The following is a 25,604-nucleotide window of genomic DNA, read 5'->3' as shown; positions in this document are numbered from 1 at the left end:
TAAGCAATGAAAAAAATATTTACAATAGCCACTTTCGTCTTTATTTTGCTATCAATGCTTTTCATCGGCTTTTACGAAACACACTGGGCAGAAGACAATAAAATAGTTTTCTTCATAAAAAAGAAGCCAACATTACAGATCGAATTTGTAAATTTTTTCGCCACCGACTCTGAAGACAAGTCCAAGTTACACAAACTGGATAAAAATGAACGCCAACTTGTGATTGATTATTGCAAATACCATTTAGGGATAGAAATAGAAATGAAAAATCAAGAGGAAATGGATAACTGCGACCAAGGATATCGAGCAACAAAAAGAAACCTACAGCCTCAATAATTCATAAGTCGTAGACATTGAAACCTCGAGGAAAAGCGAAAAGGCATTTGAAGCCTGCAACGCCAAATATTGGCAAAAACCATTCGCACTCAACCTAAACCCTTACCACTGCCGGTGCCATGGAAAAATTACTAATAACTCTAGCGGCCCTACTTATAGTCCACCTGTATGTGGGCTACTACACTAATCTAAGCATTCACGGAGGAGAAAAGATCTTTTTCATAAAGAAACACCCTACTCTTCAAGTAAAATTCGATAATCTTTACACCAAAGAAGGTGACTACACCCCTTTGGACCGAATGGGAGCAATAGAAGCAAATGTCATCATCGACTACTGCAAATACCGTTTAGGCATAGAAACCCGACTTAAAAACGAGAAAGAATTGGAGGCTTGCAAAGCGGAATAGGATACACATTCGGGCGGTTAATGAACCGCCCGGTAAAAAACACTTGCAGAATCGCTGACGATGACAAAACTGATTTTCATATTTTTAATTAGCGTTACTCTTCCAGCAGCAATTTTCGTAGGTTACTACGAAACCCGTTTCTGGGAGGACGATGAAGAGCGGTTTGTCTTCTTTATCAAAAAGAAGCCCACCCTCCAATTCAGATTCGTGAACATTTTCGCCACAGAGTCCGAAGACCGGGCTCAGCTATACAAAGTGGACAAAAAGGATCGCCAATACGCCATTGATTATTGCAAATATCATCTCGGTATCGAAATCGAAATGAAAACCCAGGAAGAAATGGACACTTGCAAACGCGGCTACTACGCCACCTTCAAAAAGAAGCCTCTTACTTACATCAATCACGAGTCATGGGATGTGGAACCCGAATGACTATCGAGTAGTGGGTGGAGCTCTGCTTGTTGCTGATTGCGTCGGACCAGCCGCTGACATCTTTACGAGCGCTTCGCACTTGATCGCCACGGTGCGGCGATCCGACAAGCCGGCTCCCACGAGTTCTGTATTTGCCGAGTGACAGCGCTGTGTCAGGACGCCTCCCAAAGGATGGCGCTACCGCCCCACCCGATACACCAGACTCTGCGCCTGCCCCGGCACATCATCCAAAGTATCCACCAGCTGCATGCCGATCTTCTCCAGCACCTTGATCGAGGCCATATGGGCCGGCCTGACCACGGCGAAGACTTCCGGCACGGCCAGTTCAGCGAAGCCGTATTCCAGTGCCGCGCGGCTCAGTTCCGTGGCGTAGCCCTGGCCCCAGGCCGAGGCGGCGAAGCGGTAGCCGAGGTTGAGGCGTTCGGTGTCCAGGTACAGGCGTGCGTCGAGGCCGCCGAAGCCGATGATTTCGTCGGGGTTGGCGACAGTCGCGATGGTCCATTGGCCGTAGCCTTTGTCGCGCCAGTGCTTGAGCCAGGTGTCCAGCAGCGCCTCGGCCTTGTGCATATCGGCAAGTGGTCCGGACGGGTTGAACTGGTTGGTGGCCGGGTCGCCGTAGATGGCGAACAGGCTGGTCAGGTCGTCGAGCCGGGGTGGTCGCAGGATAAGACGGGACGTGGTGCGCTGCTGGGTCATGGCGTTGCTCAGTTCATTTTCATTGTGCTGTGGTCGTGCATGTCGCCGTGATCATCGGTGGTCAGAGCACGGGCAGTGGCATCGACTTTTATGGGAGTTTTCACGCCCTGGGCATCTTCGACGACCAGGGTCAGGGGCACATGATCGCCCTCCTTCACCTGGGCTGTCAGGTCGATCAGCATGACGTGATAGCTGTTGGTGTCGAACGCTACCGGTTTGCCTGCGGGCAGCGCCACCGATTCGACTTCCTGCATGATCATCACGTCGTTTTTCATGCTCGACTGATGGATCTGCACGATCTTCGCCACCGGCGATTGCACGCTGAGCAGCTTGCTGGCGGTGCTGGCAGTGACGGTCATAAAGGCACCGCTGGAGGCCTGCCCCGGCACGGTGGCGCGGACCCAGGCATTTTCGACCACGGTTTGTGCGGCAGCATGGCCAGCCAGGGTAATCAGGGACAGGCCAAGCAACAGGTTTTTCAGCAGGTTCATCAGCAGACCTCCATCAGGGTGAGCAAATCTTCGGTGCATTCTTGGGCAGTGAGGGACGGCGACAGGCTCAGGCGCATCACGCCCTGGGTGTCAAAGATGTAGCTGGTCGCCGTGTGGGACATGGTGTAGGTCGAACCGTTGGGGACTTTTTCATAGAACACGCCGAACTCCTTGGCGGTGGCGGCGGTTTCTTCGAGGGTGCCGTAGAGGCCGACAAAGGACGGATCAAAGGCCTTGACGTAGGCGTTAAGCATCTCGGGCTTGTCCCGCTCCGGGTCGACGGTGATGAAGATCACCTGCAGCTTGTCACCGTCGCGGCCCATGAGTTTCTTGATCTTTGCCGCACGCGCCAATGTCGTCGGACACACGGCCGGGCATTGGGTAAAGCCGAAAAACACCATGGGCATCATGCCGCCGAAGCTCGACAGGGTACGGATCCGCCCTTGAGGGTCCTTGAGCCGAAAGCTGCGTCCGGTGATCTTGTCGCTCATGTCTTTGCCGTACTTGAACGCCAGTTTGTTCGAGTCATCACAACCGGCCAGCAGGCCCAGGCTCAGTACACTCAGGCCGCCGATAAGCTGGCGCCTGGTCAGAAGCGTATTCATTCGCTGTTTCCTTTTTCTCGGTATCTCATTGCAAGCGCAAGACCGTAGGAACGGCTTTAGCCGCGAGGAAATCCTCCCGGCCAAAGCCGGTCCTACGCCAAATCGTGTTCCGTCATCTATCGTTAAAAACTGAAATCCACCTTGGTCCACAAGGTCCGCCCCGGCTCGTTGAGGGCCTTGTCGCCGGGGAAGCCGAAGCCCGCATCCCCTGCCAGGTTCAGGTGCTCGGCGTAGTTCTGGCCGAACAGGTTATCGACCCCGGTACTGACCTTGAGCTGCTTGCTGAGCTTGTAGCTGCCATTGAGGGAGAACACGCCGAAGCCGGCGCTCTTGCCGAAATCCTGGCCGACCACGTTGCCTTTGCCCACGGCCACGCGATCCTGTGCCGCCACCACGCGCCATAGCGCTCCGGCGCTCCAGACGTCCTGCTCGTAGGTCAGGCCGAGCTTGCTTTCCAGCGGTGGCATTTGCGGCAGGGCCTGGCCATCGGAGGTGTTCTTGCCCCAGGCGTAGGCCAGGGTGGCGTCGGTTTTCCAGTTCGCCGTCAGGCGCCAGGCAACCCCCAGTTCACCGCCCATGATCCGCGCGTCGACGTTCTGCGTGCGGGTGCTGCTCATGCCCATCATGTCGTTGCTGTAGTCGAACAGGATGAAGTCACGCACTTGCCCGACATAACCCGAGGCCCAAGCCTGCAAGTCGTCGCCGTTGTACTGCGCGCCGAAATCCAGCTGGGTGGTTTTCTCCGGTTTCACCCCTTCGAATGCATTGCGCGAACCGCTCGGCCCGCTGCCGGCGGAGAACAGCTCCCAGTAATCAGGGAAGCGCTGCACATGGCCGATACCGGCATAGAGGGTGGTCGGCGAGTCGGCCAGGTCGTATTCATAGCGGGCAAAACCGCTGGGCAACGTGTCGGCGCGGGTGTCGTCCGCAGTGGGGTTGGCGCGGCTCATGCTCATGCCGCTGATCGACTGCCGGTAATCCTTGGCCGAGGCCCGATCCAGGCGTGCGCCGGTGACCACGCGGTTGCGTTCGGCGGCGTACCAGGTCATCTCGGCAAAGGCGCCGTAGGTGTGCTCGACGGCGTCCTTGTTCCAGGCAATCGCATCGGTATCGGTGTAGACATTGGTCATCATGTTGTAACTGGAGTTGCGCGTGCGGTGCTCACTGCGCAGGGCGTCGACCCCGGTGACCAGTTCGACGTCCGCCCATTTCCAGGTCGCGGCCAGTCGCCCGCCCATGGTCCGCCGGTCGACCTGGGAGGCCATGGGCATGGCCATGGAGCTGGTTGGATCCGGCGTGCGCAGGCGGAAGTTGTCCATGATGTGGTCGGCGTAGTTGTAGTAGACCTGGGCTTCAAGCTTGTCCAGCACGCCGCTGAGGTTGCGCTTCTCGAACTTGAGGCCGAGGCTTTCGCGCTCCAGTTGCGAGCTGTCCATACCGCGCCCGCCCAGGCGCGCCTCGCCGTTGCCCTTGCCTGCTGTCAGCTCGACCAGGGTGTCCGCGTCCGGCGTCCAGCCCAGGGCCACATCGCCGTTCCACTTGTCCCAGCGTGACGGCACGCTATGGCCGTGACCGTCCTTGTAGTCGTCAGCCTCGGACTGATTGCCCACTGCCCGCAGATAACCTTGCGGACCGCCGACGGCGCCATCGAGAACCTTGTCGAAGCGCCCGTTGGAGCCCACCAGTACGCTGCCATTGAGGCGGCTGCCCAGTTCACCGAAATGCTCCGGCCCGCGTTCGAACAGCACCGTGCCCGCCGAGGCGCCGGGGCCCCACTGCACGGTTTGCGGGCCTTTGATCACGGTGAGTTTGTCGAAGGTTTCCGGGGCGATATAAGAGCTGGGCGCATCCATCCGATACGGACAGGCGCCGAGCATCAGGCCGCCATTGGTACGCAGGTTCAGGCGCGAACCGAACATGCCGCGCAGCACCGGGTCGCCGTTGGAGCCACCACTGCGAATCGCCGAAAAGCCGGGGATGGTTTTGAGGTAGTCGGTGCCGTCACTGGCGGGTACTGGCTGCCGGGCTTCCTTGGGGTTGGTGACGATGGTCAGCGGCGAGCTTTGCTGCACCGCGGTGATCACCAAGGGTGACAAACCCAAGGGTTGCGGGGTATCGGCGTCATCGGCCCGGGCCAACGCGGGTAAGGTCAACAGTAGACAAAAAGCCTGGCGCCAGCGCAGATGCGGCCGGGCAAGGGTGAACAGCGGCTCGTTCTTGGTCGAGTGCATGGCAGGTATTCCGGAGCAAGTCAGGTGTCCGAGCGCAGGCATTCACCCACCGACCGCGACGCTCAGGATGCGACGTCGACTCGGGGGCGGCCACGCTCAACAGAAATTGCAGCTGCAGACGACCGCTCAGGGAGCCTGGGGAACGAGTCCGGGGAAGGTGTGACGCGAAGGAGTCCGGCAGAACCGGTAGACGGCAGGCAAGCGTGGCCGCGTGCGGCGAATCAGCCAGCCCAGACCGATAAAGAACAGCAGCGAAAGGGCCAGGGTGCCGGCGAAGGCACAGTCGGTCATGGACATTTTCATGATCAGGGCATGCTCGCCCATTTTGGCCATGTCCATGCCGGGCATAGCCATGTTTGGCATGGACATATCCATGGCGGACATGTCCATGCCGTCGGCACCATGCTGGTCGCCGCAATCCATGGCCGGATCGGCAGCGGAAAATGCCTTGAGCATCTGCCCATGCCCCAGACCGCACGCGAGCCCGCTGAACAGGATGAAGCTGCACAGCATCCAGGCAATGAGGGATCGATGGGTTCGGGCGAAATTCATGGCCGGGGAATTTAGCACTGTCGGGAACATTCAGGGCAACGGATGTGGTGCGGCAAAATTACGCAGGGTATCAATACTCTCCCAGGCAAAGTTCTGTTGGAGCGAGGCCAGCCCGCGAAGACCTGGACGCGGTGTGCCTGACTTACCGCGTCGCCTGATTCGCGGGCAAGCCTCGCTCCAACGTATCGCCACCAAGACGGCTCATATGGCACACCTGTTTTCTCTGCGAATCAACCAAGGACCACCATAAAAAACCTCACCACCAGCCTGCTCAGCCTGGCGATAAGCAGCGCAAGCGCCCACGGCCTGTGGACCGAACAACGCCGAAGGTCGCGCTGAAATCATCGTCGGCAACGAAGGCTTGAACGTCATCGCCGCCCAGACCGTGCTGCCGGTCAGCGGCAACCCGGATATCAGCGAACGCGGGGCTGTTCACCTCCCTGACCTTCGTCGGTGCCGAACACAAACACTGATCGACACGGACACTAACTGGAAGAAGGTACGCCCGCAGTTCCGGCGTACCGGGCTTCACCGGGCAGCATCAGCGTCAGCGCGACAAGCATCACCGCCACCACACCAATCACCCCATAGACCCCGGCAAAGCTGCCACTGTGGCTGGCCAGCAGGCCCGCGCCATAGTTGCCGAGCATGCCGCCCGTGCCCTGCATCACATTGGCGATGGCGAAAATGGCCACAGCCATGGAAGCTGAACTGGCCAGCTTGGACACATAAGCCGGAATCAGGCCGAAGATCGGATAGAACGCCAGCGAGAACAACACCCCCGCCACCAACGGCCAGTAACCCGTTGGCTGGAACACGAAGATCAGCGCCGCCAGCAGCACACTGAGGAAGACCAGCACCATGGTCGTACGCAAGCCGATGCGGTCCGAAAGCATGCCCACCGCCAGCCCGGAGAACATGCCGACAAAGCCTATGGCCGCCCAGATTTGCGCGGTGTAGGACACATCGAAGCCCAGCTCGCTGCGCAAGTAGGACGACAGGTAGTTCTGAAACGGAAAGGTGGAAAAACCCATAAGAAAATTCATGGCCCAGACAATCAGCACCCAAGGCTTGATCCACGCCAGTGAACCGAAGCGCTTGCGGGATGCCGGGGCAACAGCCGCAGCTGCAGGCTCAGTGACCGCCTTGCTGAACAACCCGCTGCGCTTGAACGTCCACAGCACCATGACGCTCATGATCACCGTCAGCAGACCGACCCACCACCAGACCATCCGCCATTCGCCCTGGGGTGCATAAACAGGCACCAGCAGGCTGTTGACGAACACGCCATAACTGGTGCCGCTGGAAACCAGGCCCATGGCCATGCCCCGATAGCGCCAGCTCACCACCTTCGAGACCACATCGACCATGGGCACGAAGATGGTCGCCGCACTGGCCGCCAACAAAGTCAGCAGTACCCCGATCAGCAGGATATTGTCAGTCAATGGAATCAACATCAGCGCAACGGCGCAGACCACTCCCGAGACAAAGATCACCCGACCGCCGCCGATTCGCGGCGTCAGCCAGGCCGCCAGCAGCGCCGCGGCCAGATAGCCGCACTGCCCCGACGCCGTAATGGCACCGACCCAGGACAGGTCAAAGCCCAGGCTGGCGCGCATGTCCGGGACCAGTTGGGCAAACAGGTAGATACCAAAACCAAAGGTGGCACCGACCAGCCCCGTCAACAACACCACGATTGCAGCATTCATGCGCATCACAGCCTCCTTTGCAGGTATTTGTCTTTAGCGGGAAGCGTTGTGGATCAACTCACTGGCCAACTGCCGGGCCACGTCGAAAACGCCGTCGTCGTTTTCCAGTGCGCCGGTCAGAAAGGCGCCTTCGAGCAGCAGGAACAGGCGCTGAGCAACGACTTGGGGATCGTTCAGCCCCGCCGCCGTAGCCAGGTTCAACAAATGCGCCCTGACACTCTGTTTGTGCCGGGCCACGGCCTGGCGCACCGGATGATCGCGCTCGGGAAACTCGGCGGCGCAATTGACGTAGGCACAGCCCCGGGCATTGCCCTTGAGCAGCCACTCCCGGTACAGATCGAACAGCCCCAGCAGTTTTTCCGAAGGCCTGGCAATGTTGTCGAGGCTGACATCCACCGCCGCGTTCCAGGCTTCGTTGCGTTGGTCGAGATAGACGACGATCAGTTCGTCCTTGGAAGCGAAGTGCGCATAGAGCGTCATTTTCGACACTCCGGCGTGCTCGGCGACGGCGGCAATGCCGGTGGCATGAATACCGTCGCGCAGAAACAGCTCGGCGGCGGCATTGACCAGGCGTTGGTTGTTATCAGCAGATTTGCTGTTCATTCGGCTTCACCTTTAGGCAGAACTATACTGACCGGTAAGCCTAATAACAGCACAAAAAACGCCCCCTGCACACCTCCTGGCGACATTCTTCCGATGAGTGTCATTTGTGAACACGGGCCCGTGGAGCGCCTCCCACAGGATCATCTCCCACTCCTTCCAAGCGCGTTCAAGAATGTGAAAATTTTGTGATTTATCAATAACAATTACCAATTACTTCCTGATAGCATTCGCGCCTTGAGAATCAATCTCAATGCCATGGAGGCAAATTCCTACAGTCCCGATAGGTACCGCGTACATGATCCTCCGCTTCCCTTCCCGCCCAACGCTGCTGGCACTGTGCTGTTCAGTAAGTTTCACCGCCTATGCTGCCGATCAGGCCATTGAACTGGGCGCCACGCCGATCAATGCCGATGCGCTCAAGCAGTCCAGCAACGAACTGCCTGAGGCCTATGCCGGTGGTCAGGTCGCTCGCGGCGGGCAAATGGGGGTTCTGGGTAATCAGGACAACATGAATGTGCCGTTCACCATGACCAGTTACACCTCGAAACTGATCGAGGACCAGCAGGCAGAAAATATCGGTGACGTGCTGCTCAATGACCCGTCCGTGCGCCAGTCCATGGGCTTCGGTAACCAGTCCCAGGCCTTCGTCATCCGCGGCCTGCCCCTGAACGGCGATGATATTTCCTTCAATGGCCTGTATGGCGTACTGCCGCGGCAGATCATGTCCACCGACGCCGTCGAGCGCGTCGAAGTATTCAAAGGCCCCAATGCTTTTATCAATGGTGTCAGCCCTACCGGCACCGGCCTGGGCGGCAACGTCAATCTGCAACCCAAGCGCGCCACCGACACACCGATCCGCCGCTACACCCAGGACATCAGCACCGATGGCCGTATCGGCGAACACTTGGACCTGGGCCAGCGCTTCGGTGAAGACAACCGCTTCGGCGCGCGAGTCAACCTGAGCCAGCGTGAAGGCGAAACCGCGATCAACGACGAAGACCAGCGCACCAAGCTGTTCACTGCGGGGCTTGACTACCGGGGCGACCGATTCCGTCTGTCCACTGATTTCGGTTACCAGAAGCAGCGTATCAATCACCTGCGCAATACCGTACAGATCGGCAGCGGCCTGACCAGTATTCCTCATGCTCCGGATGCCGATCATAACTATGGTCAGGACTGGACCCATGCCGAAACCGAAGACACCTTCGGTATGGCCCGTGGCGAGTGGGACCTCAACGACAGCTGGACCGCCTACCTGGCCGGCGGCGCCAAGCACACCCGGGAAACCGGCGTCTACGGCACCCCGACCCTGACCAACGCCACCACCGGCGCCGCCACCATCGGTGGCTCGATCATTCCGCACAACGAAGACAACACCACGGTCATGGCCGGCCTCAACGGCAAGCTGCAGACCGGCCCGGTCAGCCATCAGATCAATATCGGCGCATCGAGCATCTGGACCCAGCAGGAGAACGCCTACACCTTCTTCAGTACCAGAGCGACCAATATCTACAACACCGCGAGCCTGAGCAAACCCACCAACGTCACCCTGACCGGCGGCGACCTGGGTGATCCGGGCGTGACCGGCAAGACGCGCAACCGCAGCCTGGCCATCTCCGACACCGTCGGCCTGTTCGACGACAGCCTGCTGCTGACCTACGGCCTGCGCCGCCAGCAACTGCTGGTGGAAAACTACACCTATGAAGGCACCACCTCCGGCGGCGTGGCCAATCCCAAAAATGACGGCAGCCGCAGCGCCATGTATGACGAGTCCATCACCACGCCGGTCTACGGCATCGTCTACAGGCCGGTGCAATTCGTTTCCCTGTACGCCAACCGCATCGAAGGCCTGGCCAAGGGCCCGACCGCCTCGGGCGATGTGAGCAATGTGGGGCAATCTTTCCCGCCGGGCCGCACCAAGCAACTGGAAGCGGGCATCAAGCTCGATATGGGTACCTTCGGCGCCAACCTCGCGGCATTCCGCATCGAGAAACCCACCGATGGCTACACCGATGCCGCCGCCAAGCTGTACGTCCGTGATGGCGAACAGGTCAACCGTGGCATCGAGCTGAGCGTATTCGGCGAGCCGGTAGAGGGCCTGCGCTTGATGGCGGGCGGTACGCGCATGACCTCGGAACTGAAGAAAACCCAGGGCGGCCTCGCCGACGGCAACCACGCCATTGGCGTACCGACCTTCCTGATGAACGCCAGCGTCGACTGGGATGTACCGGGCCTGCAAGGTGTGGCGCTGAACGCGCGGATGCTGCGCACCGGCGGGCAGTACGCGGATCAAGCCAACAATCTGAGCCTGCCGACCTGGAACCGCTTCGATGCTGGCGCGCGCTACACCTTCAAGGTCGAACAGAAGGACGTGACCCTGCGCGCCAATGTCGAAAACATCGCCAACAAGAACTATTGGGAATCAGCCAACGGCGGCTACCTGACCCAGGGCGATCCGCGTCTGGTCAAGTTCTCCGGGACTATCGATTTCTGATTCACCCGCCGCACAAAAAAAGCTCGACAACGCGGTTCAGATTGCCAAGGCGGTGGTGTAACGGCCTGGCCGTGGGCGCCGCCTTGGTGGCGATCGAGCACGAAGTGCTCGTCAATGACTGACCCGACGCCATCGCCAGCAAGCCAGCTCCCACACGGCCCATTTCAGCTCAAAAATCCAGTCGTATCTGATAGGCAAGTGCGTGCGATAGCCGACATTGATGAGCCCCGCTAATAAGCGCATGCGGCTCAGGCCCATAGTGGTTTTGCGGAAGTTGGCCTACCTTCACGGCATCCTGAAATGCACGAAGGCTCGATAAGCATGAAGAAGTCCATTTGCACCGCCCTGACGGTTCTCTGCGCCAGCTCGGCTGCGGTGGCCGAAGAGGAAAAGATCCGGCCCGATCCAAAACCTTCTCCCGATGTTCAGCAAATCACCCCGCAGCTTTACGGCTACACCACCGAACTGCTGTTTGGCGAGGTGTGGAAACGCTCGCAATTGTTGCCCCGTGATCGCAGCCTGATCACCTTGGCCGCCCTGATCAGCGCCGGGCAGACCGCACAGATGACCGGGCACTTGAAATTGGGCCTGGATAATGGTCTCAAGCCCAGTGAAATCAGCGCGCTGATCACTCATCTGGCGTTTTACGCAGGCTGGCCCAATGCAATGTCCGCTGTGACTGTCACCCGCCAGATCTTCACTGAACGCGGCATCCCCGCCGAGCAACTGGTGCCGCCGTCCGAGCCGTTGCTGACCCTCGTGGGCTGGCCGAAGGCTATGTCTGCGGTGCCGGTGCTCAAGGAAGTGTTTGCGGCCCGGGCAGCCAAGAGTTAAGCCTGATGCCATTTGGGCGAACTGAGCTATTGCGCTACAAACATGGTTATGTAGGAGCTGCCGAAGGCTGCGAATGGAGCTGCCGGATACACCGCTTTCGCAGCCTTCGGCAGCTCCTACAAAAAATCGTATTCCAATTCACCCGCCGACGAAGGGTACGACCGCTCGGCAACTCAGTCAGAACGAGCAAAAGCGTGGCGCCTCCAACAAGCACGCCCGATATGGCGGGCACAGGAGGTGACCATGACTGCTCCAACGTTCACGAAGATACATATGAATGGCTATGAAGTAATAAGCGCAAGCAGCGGCGATTGGCGGGTGTGCACCAAGTCTGATCGACTGGGTGCCTTTGGTTCGCGAGAAGAGGCCCTGGCCTTCGCCGCATCCCTGCCTGGCTATAAGGAGAGGCCGGAACAATCGGCACCTACGCAAAAGCCGTCGAACCTGCATTGACCACGGAATGTCGACAGCGCTAATGGCATGGCCGCAAGCAAGGCTCGCGGCCATGGATCAGCGGGCTTGAAGCCGATTCAAGCCTTCAGCCGTTCCTGAATGGTCAGCCGCCCGAGCCGCAATTCTTCCTTGAGTTCAGCCACCAGAGCAGCAATGGCGCGGCTGCTGGCCATGGATGTGGCATCGATGCCGGTCACGGTCAGTTGCTCTTCGGCGTTGTCAGGGCTGCTCAGTTGAATCGTCATGGTGCCGTCGGAACTGATGGTGCAGGCACATTTTGTCGGTAGAAAAGCCGCTTCAATGATGTGACGTAACTCCAGGCTGGAGATCATTTCGGGCCTCGCTTGTTATTGGTTGGCTGCCTGAGGTATCAGTCCGAAAATTATAATCACATCAATGCGCTTTGTTGACGCCTGAAATACGTCATTTACGTTCACTATTTGACGTATGCCTGCCTCCTACCCGCTCAAAGATGTCTGGATACCGAAGCTCTAACGCCTGTTTGATCAGGTTCTTTGCTGCCCGGCTCGTCACGGCGTAGCATCGATTAGCCTGCGTCCGGCCGCTTATCTGCTGGTTTCTCACCCGTCGTCGGTAACGACGTCATTATCTCGGCACGGCAAACGTCGAGTATTTCGTCCGCAAGCGCAGAGTCATCCGGGCAGGCCCGCGACAACATGACCGCACCAATTGAATGCGCCAGCAGGTCGATCATCTTCGCTCGAACGGCTTGGTTCGCCTCACCAAGACCCTCCCGATAATTTTCTTCGAGCGCTGCCAGCGTGTTTTCTACTCCATTGGCAAAGGTCACCTTCAGCTCGTCCGATTGGCGGGCAGCGTCACCGCACAGCGCTGCCATCGTACATCCCCGTCCTCTGCCGTCTCTGTGATTCCTCGATACGTACACATTAACGAACTCCGCAACAGTGAGGTTGCAGGTACTGGCCAGGGATTGCGAAAGGCTGTTTTCAGCAGCCTCGGCCATCAAATCTGCCTTGGAGCCAAAGTGTTTGTAGAAGCCTCCCTGAGTAAAACCGGCGGTGGCCATCAACTCAGCCACACCCACACCATCGTATCCACGCTCACGAAACAGCTCTGATGCCGTTTCAACAATATGCGCTCGGTTAGCGAGGGATTGAGCCTTGGTGATCTTCATTTCGCGCCTCCAGCCTCCTGAAAATTTGCCTGACTATACTCTGATGTCAGTCATAATCAAAACCATTGACTTTTTTGAGCACGATCAACATCATAAAAACACACCCGCAAGCCCTTGCGAATGTGCAGCAGATATCTGCCGTCATTAATTAACGAGTATGGAATCGATATGAACGACAAGACCTTGTTTGAGCCGTACACGCTGGGCTCACTGACGCTTTCCAATAGAATCGTAATGGCTCCACTGACGCGTAATCGCGCAGGAACGGGCTTTATTCCCAGCGAGCTAGCTGCGCTCTATTACAGTCAGCGAGCATCGGCAGGCTTGCTCATTTGCGAAGCCACCCAGGTCTCACAGCAGGGTCAGGGCTATCAAGATACGCCAGGGATTTATACACCGGCCCAGATAGATGGATGGCGCAAAGTCACCGACGCAGTCCACACCAACGGCGGACGCATCTTTTTGCAGTTGTGGCATGTCGGGCGTGTTTCGCACGTTGACCTTCAGCACAACGGTGCTGCTCCGGTAGCACCCTCTGCCTTGCGAGCTGCAACAAAGGTTTTCGTCAACAATAGCTTCGAGAATGTCTCAGAACCGCGAGCGCTTGATATCAGCGAGCTGCCAGGGATCGTTAATGACTTTCGTCAGGCGGCGGCAAATGCAATTGCAGCGGGCTTCGACGGCGTGGAAATACACGGTGCGAACGGCTATTTGCTGGATCAGTTCCTCAAGGACGGCTCCAACATCCGTACCGATGCCTACGGTGGTTCAGTCGAAAATCGCGCTCGCTTGCTGCTGGAGGTAGCAGCCGCCGTGGTCGACGAAATCGGGGCAGATCGAACAGGAGTCCGTATTTCTCCAGTGTCGCCTGCCAATGGCGTTTCCAGCAGCGATCCTCAGGCCCAGTTCGACTACGTTGTCGATCACCTCGATGCACTGGGCCTGGTTTACCTGCATGTGGTTGAAGGAGCAACGGGTGGGCCACGCGATATCGCCCCATTCGACTTTGGCTCCCTGCGCAAGCGATTCAAAAATGCCTACATTGCCAACAACGGCTATGACCTGAATCTCGCGACCTCCCGGCTCAACGATGACAAGGCTGATCTGATCGCCTTTGGCCGTCCATTTATAGGCAACCCTGATTTGGTAGAGCGGCTCAAGAGCAATGCCACGTTGTCCGCATTCGACCCTGTGACTCTGTATGGCGGGGGCGCTGCGGGCTACATCGACTACCCGACGCTTGCCGGGTCCGCCCCGGCGCAGGGCTGAACAGTCACAAAGACTGAATCGCTAATCGACATCCATTCAAGAGAATCCCTATATGAGCATCCTCGAAACCGTACTCATTACCGGCGCCTCGACAGGTATTGGCGCAACTTACGCTGAGCGCTTTGCCCAACGCGGACACAACCTGGTACTGGTCGCACGCGACAAAAACCGGCTAACTACATTGTCGTCCCGCCTGAGTGAGGAACACGGTGTTGCCATTGATGTTATTCAGGCTGACCTGACGCTAACCAGCGATTTGGCGACCGTTGAAGCTCGCCTGCGCGAGGATGCCAGCATCGGCATCCTCGTGAATAATGCGGGCGCAGCCCAATCCGGCAGCTTCATAGAGCAATCTACAGACAGTATTGCCAACCTTGTCGCGCTGAACACCACCGCACTGGTGCGCCTGGCCAGCGCAATTGCTCCGCGCCTCGCACAGGCCGGTACTGGCGCGATTATCAATATTGGCTCAGTTGTCGGGCTGGCACCTGAATACGGCATGACGGTCTACGGCGCGACCAAGGCCTTTGTGCTGTTTCTCTCGCAAGGGATGAGCCTTGAGCTCACGCCCAAAGGCGTCTATGTCCAGGCCGTTCTGCCAGCAGCCACTCGCACTGAAATCTGGGAACGAGCGGGATACGACATCAATGCCCTGAGCGAAATCATGGACGTGGGCGATCTGGTCGACGCAGCGCTGGTTGGTTTTGATCGTCGCGAGCCGGTGACCATTCCACCACTGCATGACGGCGCTCGTTGGGATGCGCTGCAAGCCATCCGCCAGGGTTTGCTAGCAGAGATTCGTCAATCAGCAGTCGCCGAGCGTTATCAAACCCAGGCCTGATCGTCAGGCAGCAGGCGCTGGTGCGCATCGTTCAAGGTAATGGCGCCTGCTGCCATCCCGTTGAAATCAAGAGAAACGAATAATGAAGGCCTTTTTAATCGATCGTTACGGCAAGGGTCATGGACGTATTGGCGAGGTATCGGTACCCGAAATGGGAGGCAACGACGTACTGGTGCAAGTGCATGCCAGTAGCGTCAACGTGCTGGATTCGAAGATCAGCAAGGGTGAATTCAAGCTTATCCTGCCCTATTCATTCCCTTTGATAATGGGTAATGACTTGGCCGGCGTAGTGGTTCGTGTGGGGTCGGGCGTACGCCGGTTCAAGGCGGGTGATGAGGTCTATGCCCGCGCCCCCCAGGACCGCATCGGGGCCTTTGCCGAACTGATTGCAATTGATGAGAGTGCCCTCGCGCTGAAACCCAAAAATACCACCATGCAAGAAGCAGCTTCCCTTCCATTGGTTGCACTGACGGCCTGGCAAGTACTGGTTGAAACAGCCCGGTTAAAAAAGGGGCAAAAAGTATTTATCCACGCAGGATCCGGAGGTGTCGGCACCATCGCGATCCAGCTTGCAAAACATTTGGGTGCCTTCGTTGCGACGACGACCGGCACTGATAACGTAGATTGGGTCAAGGCATTGGGTGCCGATGTCGTGATCGACTACAAGCAGCAAAACGTCGAAAACGTCTTGCGTGACTATGATGTGGTGCTCAACAGCCTGGGTCCTGCCGAACTGGAACAATCACTCAGCACGCTCAAACCCGGTGGTCAGCTGATTTCCATCTCTGGGCCACCGACGCCAGAGTTCGCCAAAGAGCACAAGCTGTTCTGGGGACTCGGCTGGGTGGTGCGACTGCTGAGCAGCGGCATCCGCAGAAAAGCCCGAAAACGGGATATCCATTATGCATTCCTGTTTATGCAGGCAAACGGCGCCCAGCTGGAAAACATCACCGCACTTGTCGAAGCCGGAATCATCACACCGGTGGTTGATCGAATTTTCCCTTTCGAGTCAACGGCTGAAGCATTGAGCTATGTCGAACGAGGAAGGGCCAAAGGCAAAGTGATCATCCAGATTATATGACAGGTAAATCTGCGACCCAAAAAACCAGATCAAGGTGAAGGTCAAAGAGGCAACGTCGACTTACCGATTCCTTGCTCGACCGGCCCGACGAATCAGATACCTGGCTTCGCCATACAGTGAAGATCAATTGTCGGAGCGATCCTTTATCGCCCCTTACTCGCCGCCAGGAAAAATCGCATCGACGGCCAAACTTGTTCCGCCAACGCCTGCACTAATCATCTGGCGAAAATTAATGTTGGAGCAACAGCAGTTGAACTGCGGCTGTACATCACCACGTTGATTTTCATCGTGGTAGTGCGGGGTTCGTGACGCTGGCTGCAACGCTCACGACCATCCACTCCACTCCTCAGGCAGGTCTCGTTTTGCTCTTGGCCATTGACCGGTTCCTGAACGAAGCGCGGGCGATTACTAATCTGATCGGTAATGGCATCGGCACCATTGCCATTGCCAAGTGAGACAACTCGTTCGATGTTGAGGCATGGGAGCTTGAAATTGCTGACATGAAACATGAAAAGACAGCAAGGACGGCAACCGGTGCAAAAGTAATCCCAGCGTGCGCCGGTCATGTCGTTCCAATACGGCATGCCCGGTCATGGTTATCCTATACGTTCTTCTTCAAGCTTTCCGGGCTGCCAGCGCATAAACCATCCATCACCAGATTCATCAATCGGGCGAGACGCGAGCGCCAGTCGCTCTGCGAATCCATTTGCCATATTCCGGCAATGGCTAGAAAAAAGTCGTCGTGAGTGATCCCGCCACGAATAGTTCCGGCCTTTTCATTTGCCCTCAACAGAGATTCCGCCGCTTCCTGAACAGGCGCGTACCCCGACTTCCCCGGGAACTCGTAAATAGACGCGGCCTGTTGTATCGCAGCCGCCAGACCTGCCTTGGTCATCGCATATTCAGCGAGGCAGTCCATCCATTCTCGCAGAGCCTCCTTGGGGGGCTTAGTCGCGAGCAGCTGTTGCGCCAACGATGCCACCTGCTGCATCTCGAATTGGTACACCTCGAATACCAGCTTCTCTCTGGTCGCGAAGTGGCGATAGAAGGTGCCCTGCCCGACCCCAGCCTTCTTCGCAATCGTGCTCAACGGGACCGCAGGATCGCCAGTCAGCTCTACCACCGCGACCTCCAGTATCCGTTGCCGGTTTTTCCTGGCGTCAGAACGCATCACCAACTCATCAGTCATGAGCAACATTTTTCCTTGAGAGCATTGCTAAACGGACAACTGTCCGATACCGTTTAAAAGCGGACACATGTCCGCTTAAGCATCGTTTCTGGAGTTTACTATGAACAGCACTGGCAACACGATTCTGGTTACTGGCGGCACCTCAGGCATCGGCCTTGGCCTGGCACTCAGACTTCACAAGGCGGGCAATAAAGTCATCATCGCGGGACGTCGCCAGGCTCTGCTGGACAAGATTGTGGCGCAACACCCAGGTATCGAATCAGTATTGCTGGACGTGTGCGATTCACAATCCATCCAGCGCAGCAGCGAAGCGCTTGCGATCAGCCATCCAAATCTGAACGTTCTTATAAACAACGCCGGGATCATGCACTGGGAGGACCTGACTGATCAGCAATACCTGAGCACAGCCGAGGATATAGTGACAACGAACCTGCTCGGCACGATTCGTATGGTGTATGCATTCATTCCCCAACTGATCAAGCAGCACAGTGCAACGATTGTGAACGTCAGTTCGGCCTTGGCATTCGTACCGCTGCCAGCCACACCGACTTACAGCGCAACCAAAGCCGCAGTTCATTCGTTCACCCAAAGTCTTCGAGTTCAGCTGGAAACCTCACCAATCGAGGTCATCGAGCTTGCTCCGCCCGGTGTACGCACCACTTTGCTCGGGCAGGAAAACGACGAACACGCTATGCCCCTGGAGGAGTTTCTGGATCAAGTCTTCGAACTGCTCGAGATATCTCCGACCCCGCGTGAGCTTATCGTCGAGCGCGCCAAGCCGTTACGGTTTGCTGAAGCGAGCGGCTCACATAATGAGGTGCTGAAAATGCTTGCCGGTTACAAACCACCGGCAGAATGACTTACGCCTCATGGCTGTAGGCGTCCAAGGCAGGCAGATTGCATCTGCCTGCCTGAAGGCGAGGCTCTACCCGGACTAAAGCGCTACAGGCAACCGCCTACATAAGAAACGTGTGCCGATCACCAACAGCATCACATTTCATTCTTGAAGAGCTGTATTTACCTGAATCAGGCGACATGCGCAGACATCTGGATTGCAGTGGCTTCACGACACGCTTGATTCAATCGCATACCCAACCAAGCGGTCACTTAGATATTGGTTGTAGATCAGGAGTTTATTGAAATGAAAATCGGAATTATCGGCGCCGGCAATATTGGGGCTACCCTTGCCCGAAAGCTCGCTGCACGCGGCCATGAAGTCAAGCTGGCAAACTCGAAAGACCCACAAAGCATCCAGAGCCTTGCCAATGAAATCGGCGTAAACGCGGCGACCAAGGAAGATGCTGTTTGCGACGTGGACGTTGTCATCCTCTCGATACCCTTCGCAAATTACCCGGATCTCAAACACACCTTGAAGAATGTTCCAGAGAAAACCGTCGTCATTGACACGTCCAATTACTATCCTGGGCGTGACGGGGCCATCAAAGAAGTTGACGACGGCAAGCCGGAGAGTGTTTGGGTAAGCGAGCAAATAGGCCGGCCGGTCATCAAGGCTTGGAACGCCGTCCTCGCAAAGACTCTAGCCTACGAAGGCCAACCTGTCGGGCTCTCTTCACGCATAGCCTTACCTGTAGCTGGGGATGACACCAATGCACAGATAATCACGCAGGATCTAGTTGAGGATACGGGCTTCATCGCGCTGGACGCAGGCAACCTTGAGGACTCATGGCGTCAGCAACCAGGCACGCCTGCCTATTGCACTGAATTAACGTTAGCGGAGTTGAAGGTGGCCCTGTGCGTGGCTGACAAGGCGCGCGCGCCCCAAAACCGCGATGCATTGATTGCCAGCTTTATGGCTCCTGGCACTCAATTTACCCATGAGCAAATAGTTGCCGCCAATCGTGCCATGACTGCCTGAAAAACTGGTTTGGGAGGGAATCTTTACCTGAAGTCCCGCCTAAATGATTGAGTAAGGCAGAGGTCTGAAGGATGTGGCCGAAGGTTTTGATTATATGGTGTCCCAGGGCAGGTTCGAACTGCCAACCTTCCCCTTAGGAGGGGGATGCTCTATCCAATTGAGCTACTGAGACACTGTGCGCTGGACTGACGCGCGACTGGCATCAGTGAGAACGGCGTGCATCTTAGCGACAAGGGCCGGTTTTGTCATGTTGTCATTGGCCGTGGAGGTTGTAGTACCCGTCTGAAGGACGGCCCTGCCATGGAGTATCGTGCAAATTGCAACACAGCGAAAAGCCATCATTGCAAAACGCAATGCAACAATGTCGTCATTTTCAAATAAACAATTGATTTATAACGTTTTTTATCCATAAAATTATTGGCATGCAGGCTGCATTATTCATCCTCGTGGACACCCCTAACAAATAGTCTCAAGTGGAGGTACTCGAAATGAACATGTTCCTTTGCGCACTCAACGTTGCAGCCCTGGCTACCTTGGCAACACTGCATTTCTCAGGCGCTGACGAGCGGAGTGAGCAGGTCATTGTTCAATCGCAACCGCACTTGATACAACCAGCGACTCGCTTGGCCCTGCGCACTGCCCCGGCAAGCGCTTTGCTGGCCAATGACAGCGAAGTGACCACGCCTGAGTCCAACCAACGCTGGGTTTTCTAACGTTCAGCCGTCCACGAAGGAGCCTGCGTCATGTCGAAATCCGCCCTGTCGTTCGCGATACTGACCCTGATGGCCGTTTTTGTCAGCTATCTGATACCCGATCAGGCACCCGCCTTTACTACTCTGGCCAGAATCACCGCCGGGGTTTTCTTCACTCTGTTTATTGCCGCGCTGATCGTCGGGCGCCGTTTCAAGTTTGATCCAGTCCTGCGCTGACCGGCGCAGCTTTCCCCGTCATCCTGCCGCGTTTGTCGGCAAATCCGCGCAATTGCCCCGCAACCTTCTACGCTGAAGACAGATAGCCATCATCGGTCAAAATGTAAGGCGATTTGAAAACGGCTATCAGATGAGCGTCGCTGCATCGTGCTTTGCAAAACCGCTCGCAATTCTGATAATTGGTGCTGGCAAATCGCCGTTACCTGAGTCAATATTTGGTCACAGAATTGACGCCAAGGATCTGGCAGTTTGGGGCATGATGCTGACCTAAATTGACAATCCAGGTTGAACATTTTGCCAATGTGGCTGTCAGAACATGACACCTTGCGGCCAATTGCGAGAACCGCTCCTCTGAACTTACCGGTTAACTATATGCGCCCAATAAAACAGGCTGTTTATTCCAGCCGCACGGCTGACAAGTTCGTTGTACGCCTGCCAGACGGCATGCGTGAACACATAGCTGAAGTGGCGAAAAACCACCACCGCAGCATGAACTCCGAAATCATCGCTCGACTCGAACAGAGCCTGGTTCAGGAAGGTGCTTTTGGCCAAGAGCCAAGCATGCGCCTTGACAGCCCTGAGTTGTCCTTGCACGAACGCGAGTTGCTGCAACGTTTTCGGCAACTGGCCCACCGCCAACAGAACGCTCTGCTTGCCCTGATCGCCCACGACACCGAAATGGCCGCAGCAGAAGCTGAAGCCTGATATGCAGAGCTACAACAAAAGGCCGGCAGCCCTTGCCGGCTTTTTTGTGCCTGCCGCAAGGTGACGAAAGCCCAAACGAAAATGCCCCGCATCGGTGGATGCGGGGCATTTTTTTTGAGCGCGGAACAGGCTTGGGCTACATCAGGAAGATTGTCGCCAGCCCCAGGAAAATAAAGAAGCCGCCACTGTCGGTCACCGCTGTGATCATCACGCTTGACCCCATGGCCGGATCGCGCCCCAGGCGCGCCAGGCCCATGGGGATGGTAACGCCCATGAATGCTGCCAGCAGCAGGTTCAGGGTCATCGCCGCGGTCATTACCACGCCCAGTGACCAGCTGTTATAGAGCAGGAAGGAAACGATACCGATCACCCCCCCCCAGATCACGCCATTGATCAGGGAAACCGCCAGCTCCTTGCGTAGCAGGCGACTGGTATTGCCGGTGCTGACCTGGTCCAATGCCATGGCGCGCACGATCATGGTGATGGTCTGGTTGCCAGAATTACCGCCGATACCCGCCACAATGGGCATCAACGCCGCCAGTGCGACCAGTTTCTCGATGGAGCCTTCGAACAGGCCGATGACCCGTGAAGCGATAAACGCAGTGATCAGGTTGACGGCCAGCCAGGCCCAACGGTTACGCAGAGAGCGCCAGACCGAGGCGAAGATATCTTCCTCTTCGCGCAGACCGGCCATGCTCAGGACTTCGCTCTCGCTCTCCTCACGGATCAGGTCGACCATTTCATCGATGGTCAGACGGCCGATCAGCTTGCCGTTCTTATCGACCACCGGGGACGAGATCAGGTCATAACGCTCGAAAGCCTGGGCCGCGTCGTACGCATCTTCATCCGGATGGAAACTCACCGGATCGTTGGCCATGACTTCGCCAACCTGCTTGTCGGGATCGTTGACCAGCAGACGCTTGATCGGCAGCACGCCCTTGAGAATGCCGTCGTAGTCGACGACAAACAGCTTGTCGGTATGGCTCGGCAGCTCTTTGAGGCGGCGCAGGTAACGCAGGACCACTTCCAGACTGACATCTTCGCGGATGGTGACCATCTCGAAGTCCATCAGCGCACCGATCTGATCCTCTTCGTAGGACAGCGCCGAACGTACACGCTCGCGCTGCTGCACATCCAGAGCTTCCATCAGCTCATGAACGACATCACGGGGCAGTTCGGGGGCAAGGTCAGCCAGTTCGTCGGCGTCCATTTCCTTGGCCGCCGCCAACAACTCGTGATCGTCCATGTCGGCGATCAGGGTTTCACGAACCGAATCGGATACTTCGAGGAGAATGTCGCCGTCGCGCTCGGCCTTGACCAGTTGCCAGACCGTCAGACGCTCTTCGAGGGGCAATGCTTCGAGGATATAGGCAACGTCAGCGGAGTGCAGATCATCGAGCTTGCGTTGCAGCTCGACGAGATTTTGCCGATGCACCAGGTTTTCCACACGATCCTGGTTCTGACCTTCCTGGCGGTGAGTCAGGTCTTCGACAACACGCTGGCGCTGCAGCAGCTCGACGACCTGAGCCAGTCGATCCTGCAAGCTTTCCTGCGTCTTTTTTACTTCGATTTCGGTCATAGGCGAACTCCACCCCCAGCGGAGGAGCACGCCGGGGGATCAATCAGTTAGTGCATGATTGTTGAATCGTACGGTCAAGTAACTACTGGGTAAGTCCATGGAGGTTTTCCACAAGCCCCGGCGGGGCTGACGGGCGCAATGATACACCGCTTGGGCATGCCGGAGGCGACAAAATTCAACCTGAAACAAATGCTTGCAACACACACTTGAGTCAACGAGGAAACATTAATAGTGCGACGTTACATTCAGCCAAGAAAACACGCTCGCCGGAAAAAAAGCGCTTGGCTAGGCTGTCGCTCTGCCGTCAAGGAGGACGTCGAATGCCAGCCTACCGCCCAGGAATATTGCTCGCCACCCTGATCTGCCTGCCCGCCATGTCTTCGGCCACCCTGGTCAATCGTTGCGAGGACGCAGAGGGCAATATCACCTTCACCACCCTCTCCTGCCCGATGAACCACGAACGCACTGTACAACACGCCTATAACCCGCCACCCGGAGGCGGATTCGCCGTGCTGCCACCGGCAGAATCACGCCAGCAATACAACCGCAGGAGCGCCGTCAGGCCGATAAAGGAAGAGGAGACTCTGGTGGTAGGGGAATGGCAGGACGGCTGCGGCAATCGTCTGAGCCCCGAACAACGCCGCAAGGCAATCATGAATCGTCAGACACCGCCCGGCATGACCCGTCGGGATGTGGAAAGCATGCTCGGCAAACCCGATCGCATTACCAGCCGCAATGGCGAGCAGCACTACACCTATAAAAACGAGGAAGGTCGCAGCAATAGCGTGGCATTTGATCTGGATGGGTGTGTGAAGGGTAAGAAATAGATCGCACCGCAATCACCCGTTCTGTAGGACCGGCTTTAGCCGGGAGGGCACCCTCGCGGCTAAAGCCACTCCTACGCAACTTCATTCCAGATAAAAGACGCTAAAAAGCAAAAAGCCCATATCTTTCGATATGGGCTTTTTGGTGTATGGTGCACTCGACAGGATTCGAACCTGTGACCGCTCGGTTCGTAGCCGAGTACTCTATCCAGCTGAGCTACGAGTGCATGTGGTACTTGATAAACCAGATTACCCCTGGTTGAAGCCAGTTATCTACATTACTGTAAACAACCTTGTAAATGGTGCACTCGACAGGATTCGAACCTGTGACCGCTCGGTTCGTAGCCGAGTACTCTATCCAGCTGAGCTACGAGTGCATTTGTTGCCGCGCATTATAGGTCGTTAAATCTCTTTGTAAAGCGCTTTTTGCTAGTAAATTCAATCACTTACAGCTCAAGCCAGATTCAACGCACTAAGTAAATAATGGCGGAGAACGGGGGATTCGAACCCCCGACACCCTTTTGAGGTGTACTCCCTTAGCAGGGGAGCGCCTTCGGCCACTCGGCCAGCTCTCCGCAACACGGGGCGTATAATAACCACCCTTTTCCCCGTTTGCAAACCAAAAATTCAATAAAAATTAATGGCTTGGTTCCTCGTCCTTCTCTTTCTTGATTCGCAGGTAAATCTCTTCGCGGTGAACAGCCACTTCCTTGGGCGCATTGACACCAATACGCACCTGATTGCCCTTGACGCCAAGCACTGTAACCGTGATTTCACCGTCACCGATGATCAGGCTTTCCGCGCACCGACGAGTCAGAATCAGCATACCTTTCTCCTCACTCAATACATTCAGGGACTACTGTCTGCACAACCCCCAGGCACAGCCCCACGCGCAAACATATGGTGTGCCAAGCCTGAGTATTGACCAGTGCGGGCAAAACAGCAGACTTTATGTGCAGAACCGGTAAAAGCGCAAAGGCGCGGCCTGCCTGACGGAAGACCGCGCCTCTGGATCCAGCCTTACTCGCCCTGGCGGGGAGCGTCGAGCTCGAAAGCGGTGTGCAGTGCACGCACAGCCAGCTCCAGGTACTTCTCTTCGATGACCACGGAAACCTTGATTTCCGACGTAGAGATCATCTGGATATTGATGCTCTCCTTGGCCAGGGCTTCGAACATGCGGCTGGCAACACCTGCGTGGGAACGCATGCCGACACCGACGATGGAAACCTTGGCGATCTTGGTATCACCCTTGACTTCACGGGCCCCGATTTCGCGAGCGGTGTTTTCCAGCACCTGCAGCGCCGCGAGGTAGTCGTTGCGGTGCACGGTGAAGGTGAAGTCGGTGGTGTTATCGTGCGCTACGTTCTGCACGATCATGTCGACTTCGATATTGGCGGCGCTGATCGGGCCGAGGATCTTGAAGGCCACGCCCGGGGTGTCTGGCACGCCACGGATGGTCAGCTTGGCTTCATCGCGGTTGAAGGCGATGCCGGAAATGATCGGCTGTTCCATGGATTCCTCTTCATCAATAGTAATGAGGGTGCCCGGCCCCTCCTTGAAGCTGTGCAGGACGCGCAGCGGGACGTTGTACTTGCCGGCGAATTCCACCGCACGGATTTGCAGGACCTTGGAACCGAGGCTGGCCATTTCCAGCATCTCTTCGAAGGTGATCTTGTCCAGGCGCTGGGCCTGGGACACCACACGTGGATCCGTGGTGTAGACACCATCGACGTCGGTGTAGATCTGGCACTCATCAGCCTTCAGGGCGGCAGCCAGTGCCACACCCGTGGTATCCGAACCGCCACGACCCAGGGTGGTGATATTGCCGTTCTCGTCGACACCCTGGAAACCGGCTACCACTACCACGCGACCGGCCTTGAGGTCGGAGCGGATTTTCTGGTCGTCGATCTGCAGGATACGCGCCTTGTTGTGCGCGCTGTCGGTAAGAATGCGCACCTGATTACCGGTGTACGACACCGCTGGCACGCCGCGTTTGATCAGCGCCATGGCCAGCAGGGCAATCGTCACCTGCTCGCCGGTGGACACAATCACATCCAGCTCGCGCGGAACCGGCTGATCGCTGATCTGTTTGGCCAGATCGATCAGACGGTTGGTTTCACCGCTCATGGCGGACAGCACGACCACCAGGTCGTCGCCCGACTCACGGAATTTTTTGACTTTGTCGGCTACCTGCTCGATGCGCTCGACAGAGCCCACGGAGGTGCCTCCAAATTTCTGTACGATCAAAGCCATCTCAAAGCCGCCTCAGAGCCCACGAAGGGCGCCATTAAAACGTTCGAACCCAACAACAC

Annotated in this window: 27 protein-coding genes, 4 tRNA genes and 2 pseudogenes; 16 read left to right on the top strand and 17 right to left on the bottom strand. The window is 56.9% G+C overall.

Translation table 11 applies throughout. The annotated features are described in order from the left end of the window. Nucleotides 1-6 precede the first annotated feature (6 nt). Together AC1Z24_RS08945 and AC1Z24_RS08940 are read left to right on the top strand one after the other, a co-directional pair. Nucleotides 7-336, top strand: coding sequence for a hypothetical protein (locus AC1Z24_RS08945; protein ID WP_483745336.1), 330 nt, complete (start codon nucleotides 7-9; stop codon nucleotides 334-336). Nucleotides 337-803: 467 nt separating this feature from the next. Next, entirely contained in the window at nucleotides 804-1,175 is a 372-nt protein-coding gene (locus AC1Z24_RS08940) for a hypothetical protein (RefSeq protein WP_483745335.1), read from the top strand. Nucleotides 1,176-1,352: 177 nt separating this feature from the next. Here the strand turns inward: AC1Z24_RS08940 and AC1Z24_RS08935 are convergent, their stop codons facing one another. The 5 genes from AC1Z24_RS08935 to AC1Z24_RS08915 form a co-directional block, all read right to left on the bottom strand. After that, a complete protein-coding gene (locus tag AC1Z24_RS08935; protein WP_483745334.1) occupies nucleotides 1,353-1,871 on the bottom strand; it encodes a GNAT family N-acetyltransferase in 519 nt (172 codons plus the stop codon). Between the two features lie 8 nt (nucleotides 1,872-1,879). Further along, complete coding sequence (locus tag AC1Z24_RS08930) at nucleotides 1,880-2,362, bottom strand: copper chaperone PCu(A)C (protein ID WP_483745333.1); 483 nt, start codon at nucleotides 2,360-2,362, stop codon at nucleotides 1,880-1,882. Further along, on the bottom strand, nucleotides 2,362-2,967 hold the full coding sequence (locus AC1Z24_RS08925; RefSeq protein ID WP_483745332.1) for an SCO family protein: 606 nt from the start codon (nucleotides 2,965-2,967) through the stop codon (nucleotides 2,362-2,364). The genes AC1Z24_RS08930 and AC1Z24_RS08925 overlap by 1 nt, the downstream gene beginning before the upstream one ends. Before the next feature lie 122 nt (nucleotides 2,968-3,089). Continuing rightward, nucleotides 3,090-5,198, bottom strand: coding sequence for a TonB-dependent copper receptor (locus AC1Z24_RS08920; RefSeq protein ID WP_483745331.1), 2,109 nt, complete (start codon nucleotides 5,196-5,198; stop codon nucleotides 3,090-3,092). A gap of 126 nt (nucleotides 5,199-5,324) precedes the next feature. Beyond that, on the bottom strand, nucleotides 5,325-5,750 hold the full coding sequence (locus tag AC1Z24_RS08915) for a DUF2946 domain-containing protein (protein WP_483745330.1): 426 nt from the start codon (nucleotides 5,748-5,750) through the stop codon (nucleotides 5,325-5,327). Between the two features lie 319 nt (nucleotides 5,751-6,069). Here AC1Z24_RS08915 and AC1Z24_RS08910 point away from each other — a divergent pair. Further along, nucleotides 6,070-6,223 (top strand): annotated as a pseudogene (locus tag AC1Z24_RS08910) (DUF4198 domain-containing protein); the annotation flags it as partial. A 12-nt stretch (nucleotides 6,224-6,235) separates the two neighbouring features. Here the strand turns inward: AC1Z24_RS08910 and AC1Z24_RS08905 are convergent. Both AC1Z24_RS08905 and AC1Z24_RS08900 read right to left on the bottom strand, forming a co-directional pair. Next, the gene (locus AC1Z24_RS08905) at nucleotides 6,236-7,459 is read right to left on the bottom strand and encodes an MFS transporter (protein ID WP_483745329.1); all 1,224 of its coding nucleotides are present in this window, start codon (nucleotides 7,457-7,459) and stop codon (nucleotides 6,236-6,238) included. A gap of 33 nt (nucleotides 7,460-7,492) precedes the next feature. Continuing rightward, on the bottom strand, nucleotides 7,493-8,062 hold the full coding sequence (locus tag AC1Z24_RS08900; protein WP_483745328.1) for a TetR/AcrR family transcriptional regulator: 570 nt from the start codon (nucleotides 8,060-8,062) through the stop codon (nucleotides 7,493-7,495). 295 nt (nucleotides 8,063-8,357) lie between these two features. Here AC1Z24_RS08900 and AC1Z24_RS08895 point away from each other — a divergent pair, with 295 nt between their 5' ends. The 3 genes from AC1Z24_RS08895 to AC1Z24_RS08885 all read left to right on the top strand — a co-directional run bounded on the left by AC1Z24_RS08895 (nucleotide 8,358) and on the right by AC1Z24_RS08885 (nucleotide 11,843). Further along, complete coding sequence (locus tag AC1Z24_RS08895; protein WP_483745327.1) at nucleotides 8,358-10,556, top strand: TonB-dependent receptor; 2,199 nt, start codon at nucleotides 8,358-8,360, stop codon at nucleotides 10,554-10,556. Between the two features lie 321 nt (nucleotides 10,557-10,877). Next, a complete protein-coding gene (locus tag AC1Z24_RS08890; protein ID WP_483745326.1) occupies nucleotides 10,878-11,390 on the top strand; it encodes a carboxymuconolactone decarboxylase family protein in 513 nt (170 codons plus the stop codon). Nucleotides 11,391-11,633: 243 nt separating this feature from the next. Beyond that, a complete protein-coding gene (locus AC1Z24_RS08885) occupies nucleotides 11,634-11,843 on the top strand; it encodes a DUF2188 domain-containing protein (protein WP_483745325.1) in 210 nt (69 codons plus the stop codon). Between the two features lie 77 nt (nucleotides 11,844-11,920). Here AC1Z24_RS08885 and AC1Z24_RS08880 read toward each other — a convergent pair whose 3' ends face one another. Together AC1Z24_RS08880 and AC1Z24_RS08875 are read right to left on the bottom strand one after the other, a co-directional pair. Beyond that, on the bottom strand, nucleotides 11,921-12,175 hold the full coding sequence (locus AC1Z24_RS08880; protein ID WP_259105582.1) for a DUF1652 domain-containing protein: 255 nt from the start codon (nucleotides 12,173-12,175) through the stop codon (nucleotides 11,921-11,923). A 215-nt stretch (nucleotides 12,176-12,390) separates the two neighbouring features. After that, nucleotides 12,391-12,999: a TetR/AcrR family transcriptional regulator gene (locus AC1Z24_RS08875; protein WP_483745324.1), complete on the bottom strand. Its 609-nt coding sequence runs from the start codon at nucleotides 12,997-12,999 to the stop codon at nucleotides 12,391-12,393. A 168-nt stretch (nucleotides 13,000-13,167) separates the two neighbouring features. Here AC1Z24_RS08875 and AC1Z24_RS08870 point away from each other — a divergent pair, with 168 nt between their 5' ends. From AC1Z24_RS08870 to AC1Z24_RS08855, 4 genes and pseudogenes are all read left to right on the top strand, one after another. Further along, entirely contained in the window at nucleotides 13,168-14,268 is a 1,101-nt protein-coding gene (locus tag AC1Z24_RS08870) for an alkene reductase (protein ID WP_483745323.1), read from the top strand. A 52-nt stretch (nucleotides 14,269-14,320) separates the two neighbouring features. Beyond that, nucleotides 14,321-15,109, top strand: a complete 789-nt coding sequence (locus tag AC1Z24_RS08865) for an SDR family NAD(P)-dependent oxidoreductase (protein ID WP_483745322.1) — start codon at nucleotides 14,321-14,323, stop codon at nucleotides 15,107-15,109. Nucleotides 15,110-15,191: 82 nt separating this feature from the next. Further along, nucleotides 15,192-16,190: an NADP-dependent oxidoreductase gene (locus AC1Z24_RS08860; protein ID WP_483745321.1), complete on the top strand. Its 999-nt coding sequence runs from the start codon at nucleotides 15,192-15,194 to the stop codon at nucleotides 16,188-16,190. Nucleotides 16,191-16,486: 296 nt separating this feature from the next. Further along, a pseudogene (locus tag AC1Z24_RS08855) lies at nucleotides 16,487-16,720 on the top strand (cation:dicarboxylate symporter family transporter); the annotation flags it as partial. A 71-nt stretch (nucleotides 16,721-16,791) separates the two neighbouring features. On the opposite strand, the gene AC1Z24_RS08850 reads toward AC1Z24_RS08855, so the two are convergent. Beyond that, a complete protein-coding gene (locus AC1Z24_RS08850) occupies nucleotides 16,792-17,379 on the bottom strand; it encodes a TetR/AcrR family transcriptional regulator (RefSeq protein WP_483745320.1) in 588 nt (195 codons plus the stop codon). 100 nt (nucleotides 17,380-17,479) lie between these two features. Between AC1Z24_RS08850 and AC1Z24_RS08845 the strand changes: the two genes are divergently transcribed. Together AC1Z24_RS08845 and AC1Z24_RS08840 are read left to right on the top strand one after the other, a co-directional pair. After that, nucleotides 17,480-18,238 carry an SDR family oxidoreductase gene (locus tag AC1Z24_RS08845; RefSeq protein ID WP_483745319.1) on the top strand — a complete coding sequence of 253 codons (759 nt, stop codon included), beginning with the start codon at nucleotides 17,480-17,482 and terminating at the stop codon, nucleotides 18,236-18,238. A 282-nt stretch (nucleotides 18,239-18,520) separates the two neighbouring features. Further along, nucleotides 18,521-19,255: an NADPH-dependent F420 reductase gene (locus tag AC1Z24_RS08840; protein ID WP_483745318.1), complete on the top strand. Its 735-nt coding sequence runs from the start codon at nucleotides 18,521-18,523 to the stop codon at nucleotides 19,253-19,255. A 95-nt stretch (nucleotides 19,256-19,350) separates the two neighbouring features. Here the strand turns inward: AC1Z24_RS08840 and AC1Z24_RS08835 are convergent. After that, a tRNA-Arg gene (locus tag AC1Z24_RS08835) sits at nucleotides 19,351-19,427 on the bottom strand. A gap of 316 nt (nucleotides 19,428-19,743) precedes the next feature. Between AC1Z24_RS08835 and AC1Z24_RS08830 the strand changes: the two genes are divergently transcribed. From AC1Z24_RS08830 to AC1Z24_RS08820, 3 genes are all read left to right on the top strand, one after another. Further along, nucleotides 19,744-19,968 carry a hypothetical protein gene (locus AC1Z24_RS08830; RefSeq protein ID WP_483745317.1) on the top strand — a complete coding sequence of 75 codons (225 nt, stop codon included), beginning with the start codon at nucleotides 19,744-19,746 and terminating at the stop codon, nucleotides 19,966-19,968. Between the two features lie 30 nt (nucleotides 19,969-19,998). Continuing rightward, nucleotides 19,999-20,184: a PA3371 family protein gene (locus AC1Z24_RS08825; RefSeq protein ID WP_483745316.1), complete on the top strand. Its 186-nt coding sequence runs from the start codon at nucleotides 19,999-20,001 to the stop codon at nucleotides 20,182-20,184. A 372-nt stretch (nucleotides 20,185-20,556) separates the two neighbouring features. Continuing rightward, entirely contained in the window at nucleotides 20,557-20,889 is a 333-nt protein-coding gene (locus tag AC1Z24_RS08820) for an Arc family DNA-binding protein (RefSeq protein WP_259105592.1), read from the top strand. A gap of 136 nt (nucleotides 20,890-21,025) precedes the next feature. On the opposite strand, the gene mgtE is transcribed toward AC1Z24_RS08820, so the two are convergent. Beyond that, nucleotides 21,026-22,468, bottom strand: coding sequence for a magnesium transporter (gene mgtE / locus AC1Z24_RS08815; RefSeq protein ID WP_483745315.1), 1,443 nt, complete (start codon nucleotides 22,466-22,468; stop codon nucleotides 21,026-21,028). 320 nt (nucleotides 22,469-22,788) lie between these two features. Here mgtE and AC1Z24_RS08810 point away from each other — a divergent pair, with 320 nt between their 5' ends. Further along, the gene (locus AC1Z24_RS08810) at nucleotides 22,789-23,295 is read left to right on the top strand and encodes a cell envelope protein SmpA (RefSeq protein ID WP_483745314.1); all 507 of its coding nucleotides are present in this window, start codon (nucleotides 22,789-22,791) and stop codon (nucleotides 23,293-23,295) included. 147 nt (nucleotides 23,296-23,442) lie between these two features. Here the strand turns inward: AC1Z24_RS08810 and AC1Z24_RS08805 are convergent. From AC1Z24_RS08805 to AC1Z24_RS08785, 5 genes are all read right to left on the bottom strand, one after another. Then, nucleotides 23,443-23,519 (bottom strand) — tRNA-Arg (locus tag AC1Z24_RS08805). A 73-nt stretch (nucleotides 23,520-23,592) separates the two neighbouring features. Next, a tRNA-Arg gene (locus AC1Z24_RS08800) sits at nucleotides 23,593-23,669 on the bottom strand. A gap of 107 nt (nucleotides 23,670-23,776) precedes the next feature. Continuing rightward, nucleotides 23,777-23,867 (bottom strand) — tRNA-Ser (locus tag AC1Z24_RS08795). Nucleotides 23,868-23,929: 62 nt separating this feature from the next. After that, on the bottom strand, nucleotides 23,930-24,118 hold the full coding sequence (gene csrA / locus AC1Z24_RS08790) for a carbon storage regulator CsrA (protein WP_002554426.1): 189 nt from the start codon (nucleotides 24,116-24,118) through the stop codon (nucleotides 23,930-23,932). Nucleotides 24,119-24,312: 194 nt separating this feature from the next. Next, nucleotides 24,313-25,545, bottom strand: a complete 1,233-nt coding sequence (locus AC1Z24_RS08785; protein WP_259105652.1) for an aspartate kinase — start codon at nucleotides 25,543-25,545, stop codon at nucleotides 24,313-24,315. Nucleotides 25,546-25,604 lie beyond the last annotated feature (59 nt).

This window comes from Pseudomonas sp. JL23 (genome assembly GCF_056933585.1).
The sequence above is the reverse complement of the archived record's forward strand: the minus strand, read 5'-3'. Positions and strand labels throughout refer to the sequence as shown.